This window comes from Variovorax saccharolyticus, from assembly GCF_030316765.1.
In the GTDB taxonomy this organism is placed as follows: Bacteria; Pseudomonadota; Gammaproteobacteria; order Burkholderiales; family Burkholderiaceae_C; genus Variovorax; species Variovorax saccharolyticus.
In genome coordinates this window covers 541089-558110 of record NZ_JASZYT010000003.1, presented here as the reverse complement: position 1 = coordinate 558110, position 17022 = coordinate 541089, and the positions used below count along the sequence as shown (strand labels likewise).

The 17022-nt window shown below is 67.4% G+C and carries 15 protein-coding genes; 9 read left to right on the top strand and 6 right to left on the bottom strand.

Annotated elements, in window-relative coordinates:
* Positions 1-47: 47 nt before the first annotated feature.
* From sdhA to QTI45_RS13235, 4 genes are all read right to left on the bottom strand, one after another.
* Positions 48-1856, bottom strand: a complete 1809-nt coding sequence (sdhA, locus tag QTI45_RS13250; protein WP_286654691.1) for a succinate dehydrogenase flavoprotein subunit — start codon at positions 1854-1856, stop codon at positions 48-50.
* A gap of 4 nt (positions 1857-1860) precedes the next feature.
* A complete protein-coding gene (sdhD, locus tag QTI45_RS13245; protein WP_286368410.1) occupies positions 1861-2226 on the bottom strand; it encodes a succinate dehydrogenase, hydrophobic membrane anchor protein in 366 nt (121 codons plus the stop codon).
* A gap of 18 nt (positions 2227-2244) precedes the next feature.
* On the bottom strand, positions 2245-2691 hold the full coding sequence (sdhC, locus tag QTI45_RS13240) for a succinate dehydrogenase, cytochrome b556 subunit (RefSeq protein ID WP_286368411.1): 447 nt from the start codon (positions 2689-2691) through the stop codon (positions 2245-2247).
* A gap of 144 nt (positions 2692-2835) precedes the next feature.
* Positions 2836-3597: a GntR family transcriptional regulator gene (locus QTI45_RS13235; protein ID WP_286654690.1), complete on the bottom strand. Its 762-nt coding sequence runs from the start codon at positions 3595-3597 to the stop codon at positions 2836-2838.
* Positions 3598-3788: 191 nt separating this feature from the next.
* Here QTI45_RS13235 and QTI45_RS13230 point away from each other — a divergent pair, with 191 nt between their 5' ends.
* The 5 genes from QTI45_RS13230 to QTI45_RS13210 all read left to right on the top strand — a co-directional run bounded on the left by QTI45_RS13230 (position 3789) and on the right by QTI45_RS13210 (position 9827).
* The gene (locus QTI45_RS13230) at positions 3789-4775 is read left to right on the top strand and encodes a malate dehydrogenase (protein WP_286368413.1); all 987 of its coding nucleotides are present in this window, start codon (positions 3789-3791) and stop codon (positions 4773-4775) included.
* A 13-nt stretch (positions 4776-4788) separates the two neighbouring features.
* Positions 4789-5565 carry a trans-aconitate 2-methyltransferase gene (gene tam / locus QTI45_RS13225; protein WP_286654689.1) on the top strand — a complete coding sequence of 259 codons (777 nt, stop codon included), beginning with the start codon at positions 4789-4791 and terminating at the stop codon, positions 5563-5565.
* Positions 5562-6569, top strand: a complete 1008-nt coding sequence (locus QTI45_RS13220; RefSeq protein ID WP_286654688.1) for an HpcH/HpaI aldolase/citrate lyase family protein — start codon at positions 5562-5564, stop codon at positions 6567-6569. Before tam ends, QTI45_RS13220 begins: the two co-directional genes overlap by 4 nt.
* A 27-nt stretch (positions 6570-6596) precedes the next feature.
* On the top strand, positions 6597-7172 hold the full coding sequence (locus tag QTI45_RS13215) for a hypothetical protein (RefSeq protein ID WP_286368416.1): 576 nt from the start codon (positions 6597-6599) through the stop codon (positions 7170-7172).
* Between the two features lie 69 nt (positions 7173-7241).
* A complete protein-coding gene (locus QTI45_RS13210) occupies positions 7242-9827 on the top strand; it encodes a bifunctional aconitate hydratase 2/2-methylisocitrate dehydratase (RefSeq protein ID WP_286654687.1) in 2586 nt (861 codons plus the stop codon).
* Between the two features lie 67 nt (positions 9828-9894).
* Here QTI45_RS13210 and QTI45_RS13205 read toward each other — a convergent pair whose 3' ends face one another.
* Both QTI45_RS13205 and QTI45_RS13200 read right to left on the bottom strand, forming a co-directional pair.
* Positions 9895-10395, bottom strand: a complete 501-nt coding sequence (locus tag QTI45_RS13205; RefSeq protein ID WP_286654686.1) for a pyridoxamine 5'-phosphate oxidase family protein — start codon at positions 10393-10395, stop codon at positions 9895-9897.
* Between the two features lie 132 nt (positions 10396-10527).
* Complete coding sequence (locus tag QTI45_RS13200) at positions 10528-11349, bottom strand: helix-turn-helix domain-containing protein (protein ID WP_286654685.1); 822 nt, start codon at positions 11347-11349, stop codon at positions 10528-10530.
* Positions 11350-11479: 130 nt separating this feature from the next.
* Here QTI45_RS13200 and QTI45_RS13195 point away from each other — a divergent pair, with 130 nt between their 5' ends.
* The 4 genes from QTI45_RS13195 (at position 11480) to feoB (ending at position 17021) form a co-directional block, all read left to right on the top strand.
* Positions 11480-11896, top strand: coding sequence for a hypothetical protein (locus QTI45_RS13195; protein WP_286654684.1), 417 nt, complete (start codon positions 11480-11482; stop codon positions 11894-11896).
* Positions 11897-11971: 75 nt separating this feature from the next.
* Positions 11972-14713 carry an aconitate hydratase AcnA gene (acnA, locus tag QTI45_RS13190; protein WP_286368421.1) on the top strand — a complete coding sequence of 914 codons (2742 nt, stop codon included), beginning with the start codon at positions 11972-11974 and terminating at the stop codon, positions 14711-14713.
* A 126-nt stretch (positions 14714-14839) separates the two neighbouring features.
* Positions 14840-15130, top strand: coding sequence for a FeoA family protein (locus QTI45_RS13185; RefSeq protein ID WP_286654683.1), 291 nt, complete (start codon positions 14840-14842; stop codon positions 15128-15130).
* On the top strand, positions 15123-17021 hold the full coding sequence (gene feoB, locus QTI45_RS13180) for a ferrous iron transporter B (protein ID WP_444813275.1): 1899 nt from the start codon (positions 15123-15125) through the stop codon (positions 17019-17021). Before QTI45_RS13185 ends, feoB begins: the two co-directional genes overlap by 8 nt.
* Position 17022: the final 1 nt, after the last annotated feature.

Here is a 17022-nt window from a genome sequence, read left to right as displayed (position 1 = left end):
CAGGGCTTGCGGCGCTTCGCGCCACTGCGGTCTGTCCCGCAAGGTTTTCAGAACGTCCGGACCTTCGGCGGCACGGAGGCGACCGTCAGCGGCTGCAGCTTGACCGGCTTGTACGAGAGGCGGTTGTCCTGGCTGTACCAGAGCGTGTGCTTCATCCAGTTGGCGTCGTCGCGGCCCAGCGGCGCGACCGGATCGTCGGCCGGACGCTCGTAGTCTTCCACCGTGTGGGCGCCGCGGCATTCGCGGCGGGCGGCGGCAGACACCATCGTGGCCTGTGCGACTTCGATCAGGTTGTCGACTTCGAGGGCTTCGATGCGGGCGGTGTTGAAGACGCGCGACTTGTCCTTGAGCGTGACGGCGGAGACGCGCTTGCGCACCTCGGCGATCTTCTTGACGCCTTCGTCCATCGAGGCCTGCTTGCGGAACACGGCCGCGTGCTGCTGCATGACCGAGCGGATCTCGTTGGCCACGTCCTGCGCGTATTCGCCCGAGGTCGATGCCTCGAGCTGGTTCAGGCGCTCCAGCGTGCGGTCGGCGGCATCGGCCGGGAGGTCCTTGTGTTCCTTCAGCTTGTCGTTGAACTCGACGATGTGATTGCCGGCCGCGCGGCCGAACACCAGCAGGTCGAGCAGCGAGTTGGTGCCCAGGCGGTTGGCGCCGTGCACGCTGACGCAAGAGCATTCGCCGACTGCGTAGAGGCCGTTGACCACGGCGCTGTTCTCTTCGCCCTTCTGGATCACGACCTGGCCGTTGATGTTGGTCGGGATGCCGCCCATCTGGTAGTGGATGGTCGGCACCACCGGGATCGGCTCCTTGGTGATGTCGACGTTGGCGAAGTTGACGCCGATCTCGTACACCGAGGGCAGGCGCTTGTGGATGGTCTCGGCGCCCAGGTGGTCCAGCTTGAGCAGGACGTAGTCCTTGTTGGGACCGCAGCCGCGGCCTTCCTTGATTTCCTGGTCCATCGAGCGCGAGACGAAGTCGCGCGGCGCGAGGTCCTTCAGGGTCGGCGCGTAGCGTTCCATGAAGCGCTCGCCGTTGCTGTTGAGCAGGATCGCGCCTTCGCCGCGGCAGCCTTCGGTCAGCAGCACGCCGGCGCCGGCGACGCCGGTCGGGTGGAACTGCCAGAACTCCATGTCCTGCAGGGGAATGCCCGAGCGGGCCGCCATGCCGAGGCCGTCGCCGGTGTTGATGAAGGCATTGGTCGAGGCCGCGAAGATGCGGCCAGCGCCGCCGGTGGCCAGCAGCACGGTCTTGGCCTGCAGGATGTGCAGGTCGCCGGTTTCCATCTCGAGCGCGGTGACGCCGACCACGTCGCCTTCGGCGTCGCGGATCAGGTCGAGGGCCATCCACTCGACGAAGAACTGGGTGCGGGCCTCGACGTTCTTCTGGTAGAGCGTGTGCAGCATCGCGTGGCCGGTACGGTCGGCCGCGGCGCAGGCGCGCTGCACCGGCTTCTCGCCGTAGTTGGCGGTGTGGCCGCCGAAGGGACGCTGGTAGATCGTGCCGTCCGGATTGCGGTCGAAGGGCATGCCGAAGTGTTCGAGTTCGTACACGACCTTCGGCGCTTCGCGGCACATGAACTCGATCGCATCCTGGTCGCCGAGCCAGTCGGAGCCCTTGATGGTGTCGTAGAAGTGATAGTGCCAGTTGTCCTCGCTCATGTTGCCGAGCGAGGCGCCGACGCCGCCCTGGGCTGCGACGGTGTGCGAGCGGGTCGGGAACACCTTGGAGAGCACGGCCACGTTGAGGCCGGCACGTGCCAGTTGCAGCGAGGCGCGCATGCCGGAGCCGCCGGCGCCGACGATGACGACGTCGAACTTGCGCTTGGTGATTTGTTCTTTTGTGTATGACATGGGGTTACAGCCTCCAGAGCACTTGAATGGCCCAACCCGCGCAACCCACAAGCCAGACGATGGTGAAAACTTGACAGACCAGGCGGATGCCGACCGGCTGGACGTAGTCCATCCAGACGTCGCGCATGCCGACCCACACGTGATAGAGCAGCGAGGCGATGACGACGAAGGTGAGCACCTTCATCCACTGGGCGGAGAAGATCCCGGCCCACAGGTCGTAGCCGATCGGGCCGCGCGTGAAGATCAACTGCGCCAGCACGATCAGGGTGAACAGCGCCATCAAGGCGCCGGTGATGCGCTGGCTGAGCCAGTCGCGCAATCCGTAGTGCGCACCGACGACGATGCGCTTGGAGCCGTAATTCACAGACATTTCAGTTTCCTCGCGCAATCAGTAGAGACCGAACAGCTTGGCGCCAAGGACGACGGTCAGCAGGATGCTCAGGAAGAGGGTGGCGAGGGCGGTGCTGTTGCCCGTCTTCTTGTCGACGGCGTGATGGTTCACGTCCATGTAGAGGTGGCGCAGGCCGGCGATGAAGTGATGCAGGTAGGCCCAGATCAGTGCCAGCGCCACGAGCTTGATGAACCAGCCCGGAACGAAACCAAGGCCGCTGTTGAATGCGGCCTTGAAGCGGGCGAAGGAAATCTCGGAGGACACCGAGGTGTCGAACATCCAGATGATGAAGGGCAGCAGAAGGAACATCAGCGCACCGCTGATGCGGTGCAGGATCGACACGATGCCGGCCGGCGGCAACCGGTAGGTGGTCAGGTCGGAGAGGGGGTTGATATTGCGAAACTCCCGACGCGGTTGTCGGGGTGGGGTGGCCAGCTCTGTCATGGGGGCTTTCGGGTTTTACGAGGGGCTACTTGTTCTTTGGCGAAAAGCAAACAACTCAAAATTCTATTGCAATGCACCATCCCGCGGCTTTCGCTGCCCGCTCATCGCACCGCGATGGTCGGATGCTGCGCGGCCGCGGCGCACTCAGCCGAGGTCGTTTCGATAGTGGTGCGTGTCGGTGCGATAGAGCCCGCGGCGCAGTTCCATCGGCGTGTCGTGGTAGGTGTAGGCGACCCGCTCCACGCTCAGCAGCGGCGTCGAGGTGGCGACTGCCAGCAGCGCCGCCTGCGAGGCGTCGGGCAGCACGGCGCGGATCTTTTCTTCGGCGCGCACCATGCGCACGCCGAATTCGGTCTCGAAGAGCGCGTACATGGGCCCGTGCCAGGCGGTGAGGCGCTCGGCGGTCAGGCCCTTGAACGGGGCTCCGGGCAGCCAGAGCTCCTCGAGGATGGTCGGCGTGCCGCGGTAGGCCAGCACCCGCCGGACCTGCAGCACGGCGTCGCCGGTGCGCAGGGACAGCGCGCGGGCGACGTCGGCCGAGGCGCGCTGGCGCTTGCAGTCGACGATCTCGCGTTCGGCCGGGCCTTCGGCGTCGACGTCGCCGCTGTCGGGCACCAGTTTCAGGAAGCGGTACTGCACATGCTGTTCGGCATGGGTGGCGACGAAGGTGCCCTTGCCCTGGCGGCGCACCACGAGGTTTTCGGCCGACAGTTCGTCGATCGCCTTGCGCACCGTGCCCTGGCTGACGCGGAAACGGGCGGCCAGGTCGATTTCGCTCGGGATCGGTTCGCCGGGCTTCCATTCGCCGGCATGCAGGCTCTGCAGGATCAGCGATTTGATCTGCTGGTAGAGCGGACTGAACGACGGCGTGGAGGGCTCGGCGACAGTGAGGGGAGAGGTGGTCATGGGGTTTGGCGGACGCACCGCGAAGGTGCTTCGGGCCGACATCTTATATAAGACATAAGACAGGCGCCACCGAAAGCTCAAATCGGCATAAAATCGAAGACGGCCAAAAGGCCGGGCCTCGGGTCCCGGCCCGACCTCGTGGCCGCACTCCGCGGCCGTGCCCCGTTTTCATCTTTTCCTGGAGTTTTCCCATGAGCAAAAAGCCTGTTCGCGTTGCCGTCACCGGTGCCGCTGGCCAAATCGGTTACGCCCTGCTGTTCCGCATCGCCTCCGGCGAAATGCTGGGCAAGGACCAGCCGGTCATCCTGCAACTGCTCGAGATCCCCGACGAGAAGGCCCAGAAGGCGCTCAAGGGCGTGATGATGGAGCTCGACGACTGCGCCTTCCCGCTGCTGGCCGGCATGGAAGCCCACGGCGACCCGATGACCGCCTTCAAGGACGCCGACTACGCGCTGCTGGTCGGTTCGCGTCCGCGCGGCCCGGGCATGGAACGTGCCGAACTGCTGGCCGTCAACGGCGCCATCTTCACCGCCCAGGGCAAGGCCCTCAACGCCGTGGCGAGCCGCAACGTCAAGGTGCTGGTGGTCGGCAACCCGGCCAACACCAACGCCTACATCGCGATGAAGAGCGCACCGGACCTGCCGCGCAAGAACTTCACCGCCATGCTGCGCCTGGATCACAACCGCGCTGCCAGCCAACTGGCCGCCAAGACCGGCAAGGCCGTGGCCGACATCGAGAAGCTCACCGTCTGGGGCAACCACTCGCCCACGATGTACGCCGACTACCGCTTCGCCACCATCAACGGCGAAAGCGTCGCCAAGATGATCAACGACCAGGAATGGAACGCCAACACCTTCCTGCCGACCGTCGGCAAGCGCGGCGCCGCCATCATCGAGGCCCGCGGCCTGTCGTCGGCCGCTTCGGCCGCCAACGCCGCGATCGACCACATGCGTGACTGGGCCCTGGGCACCAACGGCAAGTGGGTCACGATGGGCATCCCGTCGGACGGCCAGTACGGCATTCCGAAGGACGTGATGTTCGGCTTCCCGGTCACCTGCGAAAACGGCGAGTACAAGGTCGTCGACGGCCTCGCCATCGACGCCTTCAGCCAGGAACGCATTGACAAGACGCTCAAGGAACTGACCGACGAGCAAGCCGGCGTCGCCCACCTGCTGTAAGCCACGGCCCGGCATGCTCGACTGGAACCCCGCGCTCTACAGCCGCTACGAGGACGAGCGCACCCGTCCCGCCCGGGATCTGCTGGCACGGGTGCCGCTGGCCCAAGCGGCGCGCGTGTTCGACCTCGGCTGCGGGCCGGGCAATTCCACCGAGCTGCTGGTGCAGCGCTTTCCCGGTGCCGCGGTGGTCGGCACCGACAACTCCGAGCCGATGCTCGCCAGCGCCAGGCAGCGCCTGCCGCAGGCCCGCTTCGAGCTCGGCGACATCGCCACCTGGGCGCCCGAGACGGCGCCCGACCTCATCTATGCCAATGCCGCCCTGCAATGGGTGCCCGACCACGAAGCCCTGATCCCCAGGCTCTTCGCGGTGCTGGCGCCCGGGGGCGTGCTGGCGATCCAGATGCCCGACAACCGCCAGGAACCCACGCATCGGCTGATGCGCGAGGTGGCGGCCGAGGCACCCTGGGCGCAGGCCATCGGGAACCCCGACCGGCTGCGCACCGAACTGCTGGGACTCGACGGCTACTACGACCTGCTGGCCGGCGAGGCTGCCGCGGTCGATGTCTGGCGCACCGCCTACCAGCACCCGATGGCTTCCGCGGCGGCCATCGTCGAGTGGGTCAGCGGCACCGGGCTGAAGCCCTTCGTAGATCCCTTGCCCAGCGAGCTGAAAAGCAGCTACTTGGCCGAATACGAGCGCCGCATCGCGCGCGCCTACCCGGCGCGCAGCGACGCAAAGCTGCTGCTGGCTTTCCCGCGCCTGTTCATCGTGGCGCAGAAAAAGGCATGACCGAACGCATCCCCACCCCTCACCCGCGCGAGGTGCTGCTCGGCGCCCAGGCCGGCGCCGTGGCGCTGCCGGTCTGCGACCACTACAGCGGCGTCGAGGCGCGCATGCGCAAGAGCCTGGCGCTGCAGGCCGAGATGGCCGAGGAGTTCGGCGCCTGCGTCTTCGACGTCACGCTCGACTGCGAGGACGGCGCGCCGGTCGGCGGCGAGTCCGAGCATGCGGCGCTGGTGACCGAACTCGCGCTGTCGGCGGCCCCGGGCATGCGCGTCGGCGCCCGGGTCCATCCGGTCGACCATGCGGCCTTCCCGGCCGACGTGATGACCATCGCCGGGCGCGCCGGCCATCGCCTGAGCCACCTGATGGTGCCCAAGGTGGAGTCGGTCGACGACGTCCGCGAAGCCGTGCTGGCGCTCGATGCCGTCGGCGCCGAGGCGCTGCCGCTGCACGTGCTGATCGAATCGCCGCTCGCGGTGCACCACGCCTTCGAGATTGCGGCCCATCCCCGGGTGCAGTCGCTGAGCTTCGGGCTGATGGATTTCGTCTCGTCGCACGGCGGCGCGATCCCGGCCGACGGCATGGGCGCCGCCGGGCAGTTCACGCACCCGCTGGTGGTGCGGGCCAAGCTCGAGATCGCCTCCGCCGCGCACGCGCACGGCAAGGTGCCGTCGCATTGCGTCGTCACCGAGTTCAAGGACATCGACGCGATGCGCGCCTCGGCCCGCCGCGCCGCGACCGAATTCGGCTACACGCGGATGTGGAGCATCCATCCGAACCAGATCCGCCCGATCCTCGAGGCCTTCGCGCCCGATGAACGGCAGATTCAAATCGCTACAAAAATCATTGCCGCCGCCGCCCTTGCCGCATGGGCGCCGGTCAGCATCGATGGCACATTGCATGATCGTGCCAGTTACCGCCATTTCTGGCAGGTGCTCGAACGGGCGCACGCCACCGGCCGCAGCCTGCCTTCCGAGGCGCAGGAGTGGTTTGCTCCCGCCAACTCCTGAAACTTACCCCCCGAAAGAAGCCACACCATGAAGACGCTTGCCCTGATCGCCGCCACCGCCCTCGCATTGCCGCTCGCGGCCATGGCCCAGACCAACGCTGCCAGCAGCACGCCGAAGCAGCCGGCAGCCAACACGACCGGCAAGAAGGTCGTGCAGAAGGTGGTGCCCAAGCGCGTCATCAAGAAGGTCGAAGAGGCCAAGCCCATCAGCGAAGAAACCGACATCACGCTGTCGGAGCAGGATCTGAAGGTGGCCGAGACCATCCTGACCGGCACCATCAAGTGCGAACTCGGCGCCAGCGTGAACATCGAGGCCGACCCCAAGAAGCCCGGCTTCTTCATCCTGACGCATGCCAACGTAAAGTACCGCCTGCACCCGGTCACCAGCCGCACCGGCGCGGTCCGGCTCGAGGACCCGGTGCGCGAGGCCATGTGGCTGCAGCTGGGCAACAAGTCGATGCTCATGAGCCAGAAGCAGGGCCTGCGGCTGGCCGACGAATGCCAGGCGGCCAAGCAGGTCGAGGTGGCCGAGGACATGAAGAAGAACCCGCCCAAGAGCCTGTTCGAGAGCGGCGACGCGGCACCGACCGCCAAGACGCAGTAATCCCCCAAGGCGCGGCTCTTGCTTCCGAGCGGGAGCCGCCCGCCCTTTTGTGTTTCCGGAGAAAAGAAGATGTTGCAAGCCTACGTTGACCATGTCGCCGAGCGCGCCGCGCTCGGCATTCCGCCGCTGCCGCTCACTGCCAAGCAGACCGCCGAGCTGATCGAGCTCATGAAGTCGCCGGCCGTCGCCGACGCCGAGTTCCTGCTCAACCTGCTGACGCACCGCGTGCCCGCGGGCGTGGACGATGCGGCCAAGGTCAAGGCGAGCTACCTCGCGGCCGTCGCGCATGGCACCGAAAAGAGCCTGCTGCTGACGCGCGCCCGGGCGACCGAGCTGCTCGGCACCATGCTCGGCGGCTACAACATCGGCCCGCTGGTCGACCTGCTCGACGATGCCGAAGTCGGCGGCGTCGCGGCCGAAGGCCTCAAGAAGACCCTGCTGATGTTCGACCAGTTCCACGACGTCAAGGAAAAGGCCGACAAGGGCAATGCCAACGCGAAGGCCGTGCTGCAGAGCTGGGCCGATGCCGAGTGGTTCACCAGCCGTCCCGAAGTGCCGCAAAGCATCACGGTCAGCATCTTCAAGGTGGCCGGCGAAATCAACACCGACGACCTGTCGCCCGCACCCGATGCGACCACCCGTCCGGACATCCCGATGCACGCGCTCGCGATGCACAAGAATGCGCGCCCCGGCATCGTGCCCGAGGAAGACGGCAAGCGCGGCCCGGTGAAATTCATCGAGGACCTGCGCGCCCGCGGCCACCTGGTGGCCTACGCCGGCGACGTGGTCGGCACGGGCTCGTCGCGCAAGAGCGCGACCAACTCGGTGCTGTGGTTCACCGGCGAAGACATCCCGTTCGTCCCGAACAAGCGCTTCGGCGGCGTCTGCCTGGGTGGCAAGATCGCGCCGATCTTCTATAACACGATGGAAGACTCCGGCGCGCTGCCGATCGAGCTCGACGTCAGCCAGATGAACATGGGCGACGTGGTCGAACTGCGTCCCTACGACGGCAAGGCGCTGAAGGACGGCCAGGTGATCGCCGAGTTCGCAGTCAAGAGCGACGTGCTGTTCGACGAAGTGCGCGCCGGCGGCCGCATTCCGCTGATCATCGGCCGCGGCCTCACGGCCAAGGCACGCGAAGCGCTGGGCCTGCCGGCCTCGACGCTGTTCCGCCTGCCGGTCAGCCCGGTCGACACCAAGAAGGGCTTCTCGCTGGCGCAGAAGATGGTTGGGCGCGCCTGCGGCCTGCCCGAAGGCCAGGGCGTGCGCCCTGGTACCTACTGCGAGCCGAAGATGACCTCGGTCGGCAGCCAGGACACCACCGGCCCGATGACCCGCGACGAACTCAAGGACCTGGCCTGCCTGGGCTTCAGTGCCGACCTGGTCATGCAGTCCTTCTGCCACACGGCGGCCTACCCCAAGAAGGTGGACGTCAAGATGCACCACGAGCTGCCCGACTTCATGGCCACGCGCGGCGGTGTCTCGCTGCGCCCGGGCGACGGCGTGATCCACAGCTGGCTCAACCGCCTGCTGACGCCCGACACGGTCGGCACCGGCGGCGACAGCCACACCCGCTTCCCGATCGGCATCAGCTTCCCGGCCGGCTCCGGCCTGGTGGCCTTCGCGGCCGCCACCGGCGTGATGCCGCTGGACATGCCCGAATCGGTGCTGGTGCGCTTCAAGGGCAAGATGCAGCCCGGCGTGACCCTGCGCGACCTGGTCAACGCGATTCCGCTCTACGCCATCAAGTCGGGCCTGCTGACGGTCGAGAAGAAGGGCAAGAAGAACATCTTCTCGGGCCGCATCCTCGAGATCGAAGGCCTGCCTGATCTGAAGGTCGAGCAAGCCTTCGAACTGAGCGATGCCTCGGCCGAGCGCTCGGCCGCCGGCTGCACGGTGCACCTGAACAAGGAACCGATCATCGAGTACATCAACAGCAACATCACGCTGATGCGCTGGATGATCGCCGAGCGCTATGCCGACGGCCGTACGCTGGCGCGCCGCATCGCGGCCCAGGAAGCCTGGCTCAAGGACCCGCAGCTGCTCAAGGGCGACGATGACGCCGACTACGCCGCCGTCATCGAGATCGACCTGGCCGACATCCATGAGCCGATCGTGGCCTGCCCGAACGACCCCGACGACGTGAAGACGCTGTCGGACGTGGCTGGCGCCACCATCGACGAAGTGTTCATCGGTTCGTGCATGACCAACATCGGCCACTTCCGTGCGGCGTCGAAGCTGCTCGAAGGCAAGCGCGACATCCCGGTCAAGCTGTGGATCGCGCCGCCGACCAAGATGGACGCGCAGCAGCTCACCGAGGAAGGCCACTACGGCGTCTTCGGCAACGCCGGGGCGCGGACCGAGATGCCGGGCTGTTCGCTGTGCATGGGCAACCAGGCACAGGTGCGCGAAGGCGCGACCGTGATGTCGACCAGCACGCGCAACTTCCCGAACCGCCTGGGCAAGAACACCAACGTGTACCTCGGCAGCGCCGAACTGGCCGCGATCTGCTCGCGCCTGGGCCGCATCCCGACCAAGGAGGAGTACATGACCAACGTCGGCGTGATCGACGCCTCCAGCGAACAGATCTACCAGTACCTCAACTTCGACAAGATCGAGGAATACAAGGAGATCGCCGACAAGGTCGCTGCCTGAGCCCCTTGTCGCGTCCGACCCCGAAGCCCCGCTCCCGCGGGGCTTTTTTCATGGGGCGGGCGCAGGCTCAGGCGACGTCGAGCTTCCGGTGCTCGCCGAGGTCGGCCGGCGGCTTGCCGGTGATCGCCGCCTTGGCCATCTTGAACAGCTGCACCATCTTGCTGTCGTCGACGTCCCAGTATTCGGCGTCGACGATGCGCACCGCCAGCAGGCCCAGGTTCGGATCGCCGGCGCCCTTGGGGAACCAGGACTTGGCCATGGTGTTGAAGAGCTCCTCCTTCTTCGCCGGGTCATCGAGCAGTGCCGCCTGGCCGGAGACCGAGACGTAGCTGTCGGCGTCGGTGTCGGCGTAGGCGACGTTGACGCTCGGGTCGCTGGCGACGTGGCGCGCGATCTCGCCATCCTTCGGAATGAAGAAGTACAGGGTCGCGCCCTCGTCGAGCTTCTTGTTCTGCGTGGTCAGCGGATGGCTGTGAAGCTGGCCGTCGCCGTGGCGGTGGGTCAGCATGCCGAAGCGGGTGTGCTTGATCAGCTCCCACAGCTTGGCTTGTTCGTCGGTGTGGCTCATTCGCGGGTCTCCGGTGGGTCGGTGGATGGAAGCCCCGACCCTAGGCCTCTCCGCACCCCCGGCATGCGCTGACCGGGCGCATTCGCTTGTCGTCCATGACCGACGCGCGACGATCGCGGCGCACCCTGTTCTTCAGCGACCGGAGAGCGCGCTCAGTGCGTTCGCGGTCTGCGCATCGGCCGGAAAGAACGACTCCACCGCGAGTTCCTGCAAGGTGACATCCACCGGCGTGCCGAAGATCGTCGTCGTGCTGATGAAGCTCAGCACGCCCTGCGGCGTCACGAGCTGGAACGGCACGACCACGTTGGACAGTTCGCCGGCGGCGGCCGGCGCGTCGTGGCTGACCTGGGGTTGCGGGTAGGCGGCCAGCTCGTCGTGCAGCGCCGCGAGTCCGGCGTCGCCGGTGGCGGCGATTTGCTGCTGCAGCCGCTCGAGCAGGTGGGCCCGCCATTGGCCCAGGTTGGCAATCCGCGGCGCCAGCCCTTCGGGATGCAGGCTGAGCCGGAGCACGTTGACCGGCCGCTCGAGCAGGTGCGGGGCCGCGCCGGCCATCAGCATCGGCACCATCGCGTTGTGCGCCACCAGGTTCCAGTGACGGTCGACCGCCAGCGCGGGGAAGGGCTCGTGGCCCTTGAGCACCAGGTCGACCGCGCGCCGCGCCGCGGCCATGGCCGGATCGTCGAGCGAGCGTTCGCGGTACATCGGCGCGTAGCCGGCCGCCACCAGCAGCGCGTTGCGCTCGCGCAGCGGCACTTCAAGCCGCTCGGCCAGGCGCAGCACCATCTCGCGGCTGGGTTCGGCGCGGCCGGTCTCCACGTAGCTCAGGTGGCGCGTGGACACCTGCGCCTCGTGGGCCAGGTCGAGCTGGCTCAGGCGCCGGTGCTGGCGCCAATGGCGGAGGTGGGCGCCGAAGGGATCGGCCGCGGTCGGGGGGGCGCTGCTCAAGGTGTTCATGGCGCCATCCTAGTGAAGCGGCGCAGGACGGCCATGACCTCCGAGGTCATCGACCCGATGCCGCGGCGCGGGAATCATCGACTCCAACGCAGCGGGAAGGGCCCGCCGCGCAACACCCAAGGAGTTCGCCATGTCCCTCTTCGCCTCCCCTCGCTTCCTGTCCCGCGTGATGGCGGCCGACGCCGTCTCCTGCGCCGCCACCGGGGCGCTGCAGCTGGTTTTCGGCTCGGTCCTGGCCCGCTGGACCGGCCTGCCGGCGCCGCTGCTGCTGGCGACCGGGGTCTTCCTGCTGGCCTACGCGGGCGCCGCGGCCTGGATGGCCAGCCGCGCGCTGCCGCCGCGCCGGCTGATCGGGCTGGTGGTGGCCGGCAACTTCGCCTGGGCGATCGCCTGCATCGGCCTGCTGGCGGTCGCGGGCAGCTCGATCGCCGCGCCGGGCTGGCCCTGGGTGCTGGCCCAGGCGCTGGTCGTGCTGGTGCTCGCCGAGCTGCAATGGATGGGCTTGCGGCATAGCCGGGCGACCGGACCGCGTCCGCTGGCCGCCTGAGCCCCCGGCCTGCAGCCGAGGTCATCGAACCCTGCTATCTTTGAGGCGCTTCCACGAATACACAGGAGTTTCTTCATGGCCAAAGCCCCGGCGCACGCCTTCGCCCCCACGCTCAAGACCTTCAAGACCGCATCGGGCAAGGCCGGCAAGTACTGGTCGCTCAAGGAACTCGCGAAGCAATATCCCAATGTCGACAAGCTGCCGGTCTCGATCCGCATCGTGCTCGAGTCGGTACTGCGCAACTGCGACGGCCAGAAGGTGACGGCCGAGCATGTCGAGCAGCTGGCCAACTGGGCGCCCAATGCCGAGCGCACCGACGAGGTGCCCTTCGTCGTCACCCGCGTGGTGCTGCAGGACTTCACCGGCGTGCCGCTGCTGGCCGACCTGGCCGCGATGCGCAGCGTCGCGCAGTCGCTCGGCAAGTCGCCCAAGACCATCGAGCCGCTGGTGCCGGTCGACCTGGTGGTCGACCATTCGGTGATGGTCGACTACTACGGCACGCCGAAGGCGCTCGACCTCAACATGAAGCTCGAGTTCCAGCGCAACAACGAGCGCTACCAGTTCATGAAGTGGGGCATGCAGGCCTTCGACACCTTCGGCGTCGTGCCGCCGGGCTTCGGCATCGTGCACCAGGTCAACCTCGAGTACTTCGCGCGCGGGGTCTACAAGAGCCCCAACGACAAGGGCGAGACGCCGGTGTACTACCCCGACTCGCTGGTCGGCACCGACAGCCACACGACCATGATCAACGGCATCGGCGTGGTCGGCTGGGGCGTGGGCGGCATCGAGGCCGAGGCCGCGATGCTGGGCCAGCCGGTCTACATGCTGACGCCCGACGTGGTCGGCTTCGAGCTCACCGGCAAGCTGCGCGAAGGCGTCACCGCCACCGACCTGGTGCTCTACGTCACGGCGATCCTGCGCGGCGAGAAGGTGGTCGGCAAGTTCGTCGAGTTCTTCGGCCCCGGCGCCGCCTCGATCGCGGTGCCCGACCGGGCCACCATCGGCAACATGGCGCCCGAGTACGGCGCCACGATGGGCTTCTTCCCGGTCGACGAGATGACCGTGGCCTACTTCAAGGGCACCGGCCGCACCGATGCCGAGGTCGAGCGCTTCGAGGCCTATTACAAGGCCCAGGGGCTGTTCGGCATGCCGGCGCCGGGCGAGCTGGAATACACCAAGGTCGTCAAGCTCGACCTCGGCACCGTGTCGCCGAGCCTGGCCGGCCCGAAGCGGCCGCAGGACCGCATCGACCTGGGCCACCTGGCGACGAAGTTCTCCGAGCTGTACAGCAAGCCGAACGAGGCCAACGGCTTCAACCAGCCGGCCGACACGCTGAAAGTGCGCTACCCGCTGCCCGCGCCCCAGCAACAAGTCACGATCGGCAACGGCGACGTGCTGATCGCCGCCATCACCTCCTGCACCAACACCTCGAATCCGAGCGTGATGCTGGCGGCCGGCTTGCTGGCCAAGAAGGCGGTGGAGGCGGGCCTCACGGTCAAGCCGCACGTGAAGACCTCGCTGGCGCCGGGCTCGCGCATCGTGACCGAGTACCTCGAGAAGGCGGGCCTCTTGCCCTACCTCGAGAAGCTGGGCTTCTACCTGGCCGGCTACGGCTGCACCACCTGCATCGGCAATGCCGGCGACCTGACGCCCGAGATCAACGAGGCCATCACCCAGAACAACCTGATCGGCGCCGCGGTGCTGTCGGGCAACCGCAATTTCGAAGCCCGCATCCATCCGAACCTGAAGGCCAACTTCCTGGCCTCGCCGCCGCTGGTGGTGGCCTTCGCGATCGCCGGCAACGTGATGGTCGACCTCATGACCCAGCCCGTGGGCAAGGGCAAGAAGGGCCAGGATGTCTACCTGGGCGACATCTGGCCGACGCCGAAGGAGATCGACGACAACCTGCGCTTCGCGATGAACGCCAAGACCTTCCGCCAGAACTACGAGCAGATCAAGGCCAACCCGGGCAAGCTCTGGAGCAGCATCAAGGGCACCCAGGGCCAGGTCTACGACTGGCCCAAGTCGACCTACATCGCCGAGCCGCCGTTCTTCGAGGGCTTCAAGATGAAGCCGCATGCGAGCGACGCCGGCTTCACGGGCGCGCGCATCATGGCGCTGTTCGGCGACTCGATCACCACCGACCACATCTCGCCGGCCGGTTCGATCAAGGAAAGCTCGCCGGCGGGCATCTGGCTCAAGGCGCACGGTGTCTCGAAGGCCGACTTCAACAGCTATGGCTCGCGCCGTGGCAACCACGACGTGATGATGCGCGGCACCTTCGCCAACGTGCGCATCAAGAACCTCATGATCCCGGCCGATGCCGAGGGTTCGCGCGAGGAGGGCGGCCTGACGCTGTTCCAGCCCGGCAACGAGAAGATGTTCATCTACGACGCCGCGATGAAGTACATCGAGCAGGGCGTGCCGACCGTGATCTTCGGCGGCGAGGAATACGGCACCGGCTCCTCGCGCGACTGGGCCGCCAAGGGCACCCAGCTGCTGGGCATCAAGGCCGTGGTGGCGCGCAGCTTCGAGCGCATCCACCGCGCCAACCTGGTCGGCATGGGCGTGCTGCCGCTGCAGTTCCGCGGCGCCGATTCCTGGGAGAGCCTGGGCCTGACCGGCGACGAGAAGATCGACGTCGTGATCGGCGGCGAGCTCAAGCCCCAGATGGACGTCAAGATCGTGGTCCACCGCCCCGACGGCACCCACCAGGAGGTCACGGTGCGGCTTCGCATCGACACGCCGATCGAGGTCGACTATTACAAGCACGGCGGCATCCTGCCGTTCGTGCTGCGGCAGTTGCTGGCCGCCTGACCGGCGGCTGACCCGGGGGCGTTGCCGCGTTTGCACCGCCCCTTCCTGGGGGATTCTTGCGCCAGATCGCCCCAATGCCCAGGTTTTCGAGAATAATTCTCATTTTGTATTCTCTGGATTCCGCGGGTGACAACAACGAACGGCGCGGCCTCGGCCGCCATCAGCCTCGATCAGCTTCCCAACCACCAATGGGCCACGGTGCTCGATGTGCTCCGGCCCGAAGAGGTCGAGGGCAGGGAGCTGGTGCTGCGCCTGACCGAGATCGGCTTCGTCCCGGGCGAGGCCGTGCGCATCGTCGCCACCGGCGTGCCGGGCCGGGAGCCGCTCGCGGTCCGGCTGGGCCACACCACCTTCGCGCTGCGCCGGCACGAGGCGTCGCTGATCCGCGTGACCCCAGGGGCGGTCGGCCGTGGTTGAAGCGACCCTGAACTTCCAGCCCGGCGCGGCCGTCTCGAACAGTCCGCCTGAACGCATCGCGCTGCTCGGCAATCCGAACTGCGGCAAGACCGCGCTGTTCAACCTGCTCACCGGCAGCCGCCAGAAGGTCGCCAACTACGCCGGCGTGACGGTCGAGCGCAAGGAAGGAACACTGCGCACCGCCGCCGGCCGGCGCGTCTTCGTGCTCGACCTGCCGGGCGCCTACAGCCTCAACGCGCTGTCGGCCGACGAAGCCGTGACGCGCGACGTGGTCACCGGCAAGAGCCGCGAGGCGCTGCCCGACCTGCTGGTGTGCGTGACCGATGCCACCAACCTGCGCCTCAACCTGCGGCTGGTGCTCGAGGCCAAGCGCCTGGGACTGCCGATGGTGGTGGCGCTCAACATGACCGACATGGCGAAGAAGCAGGGCATCGTGGTCGACACGGCCGTGCTGTCGCGCGAACTCGGCGTGCCGGTGATCGAGACCGTCGGCGTGCACAGCGGCGGCGCCGAAGGCCTGCTGCAAGCCCTCGACACGCCGGTCGCCGCCGCCGTGCCGCAGCCCTGGCAGCCGCCCGGCCTCGACGAAGTGCTCGACACCCAGCGCGAGGTGCGCCGCATCCTGGGCCTCGCGGTGCGCGAACCGACCGGCAGCCTGGCCACCAGCGATCGCATCGACCGCGTGGTGATGCATCCGGTGTGGGGCATGGTGGTGCTGGCGGTCACGATGTTCCTGATGTTCCAGGCCGTGTTCAGCTGGGCCGAGGTGCCGATGGACGCGATCAAGGACGCCACCGCCGCCCTCGGCGAACTGATCAAGAAGATCGTGCCCGAGGGCATGCTGCAGAGCCTGCTGGTCGACGGCATCATCGCCGGCGTGGGCGGCGTCATCGTGTTCCTGCCGCAGATCCTGATCCTGTTCCTGTTCATCCTGGCGCTGGAAGATTCCGGCTACCTGCCGCGCGCCGCCTTCCTGCTCGACCGGGTGATGGGCACCGTCGGGCTCTCGGGCCGCTCGTTCATCCCGCTGCTGTCGAGCTTCGCCTGCGCGATTCCGGGCGTGATGGCAACGCGCACCATCAGCAACTGGCGCGACCGCATCACGACCATCATGATCGCGCCGCTGATGACCTGTTCGGCGCGGCTGCCGGTCTATGCGCTGCTGATCGCGGCCTTCATCCCGGCCCGCACCGTGGGCGGCGTGTTCAACCTGCAGGGCGTGGTGCTGTTCGCGCTGTATGTCTTCGGCATCGTCTCGGCCATGGCCGTGGCCTGGGTCATGAAGCGCTTCCGCGACAGCCAGCTGCGGTCGCCGCTCCTGATGGAGCTGCCGGCCTACCGCTGGCCGAACCTGCGCAACCTGGCGCTGGGCCTCTACGAGCGGGCCTGGATCTTCATCCAGCGCGTCGGCACGATCATCCTCACGCTGACCATCCTGCTGTGGTTCCTGTCGACCTTCCCGTCGCCGCCCGAGGGCGCCACCGGCCCGGCGATCCAGTACAGCCTGGCCGGCATGATCGGGCGCGGCCTCGAGCACATCTTCGCGCCGATCGGCTTCAACTGGCAGATCTCGATCGCGCTGGTGCCCGGCATGGCGGCGCGCGAGGTGGCGGTGGGCGCGCTCGGCACGGTGTATGCGCTGTCGGCCACCGGCGACGACGTCGCCGGCCAGCTCGAACCGCTGATCGCCGGCAGCTGGTCGCTCGCCACGGCGCTGTCGCTGCTGGTCTGGTATGTTTTTGCGCCCCAATGCATCTCGACCCTGGCGGCCGTCAAGCGCGAAACCGGCGCCTGGCGTTATGTTTGGATCATGGCTGGCTATTTGTTCGCGCTCGCCTACATTGCGTGCTGGATCACCTACCGGGTGGCCCTGGCACTCACAGGAGGATGAG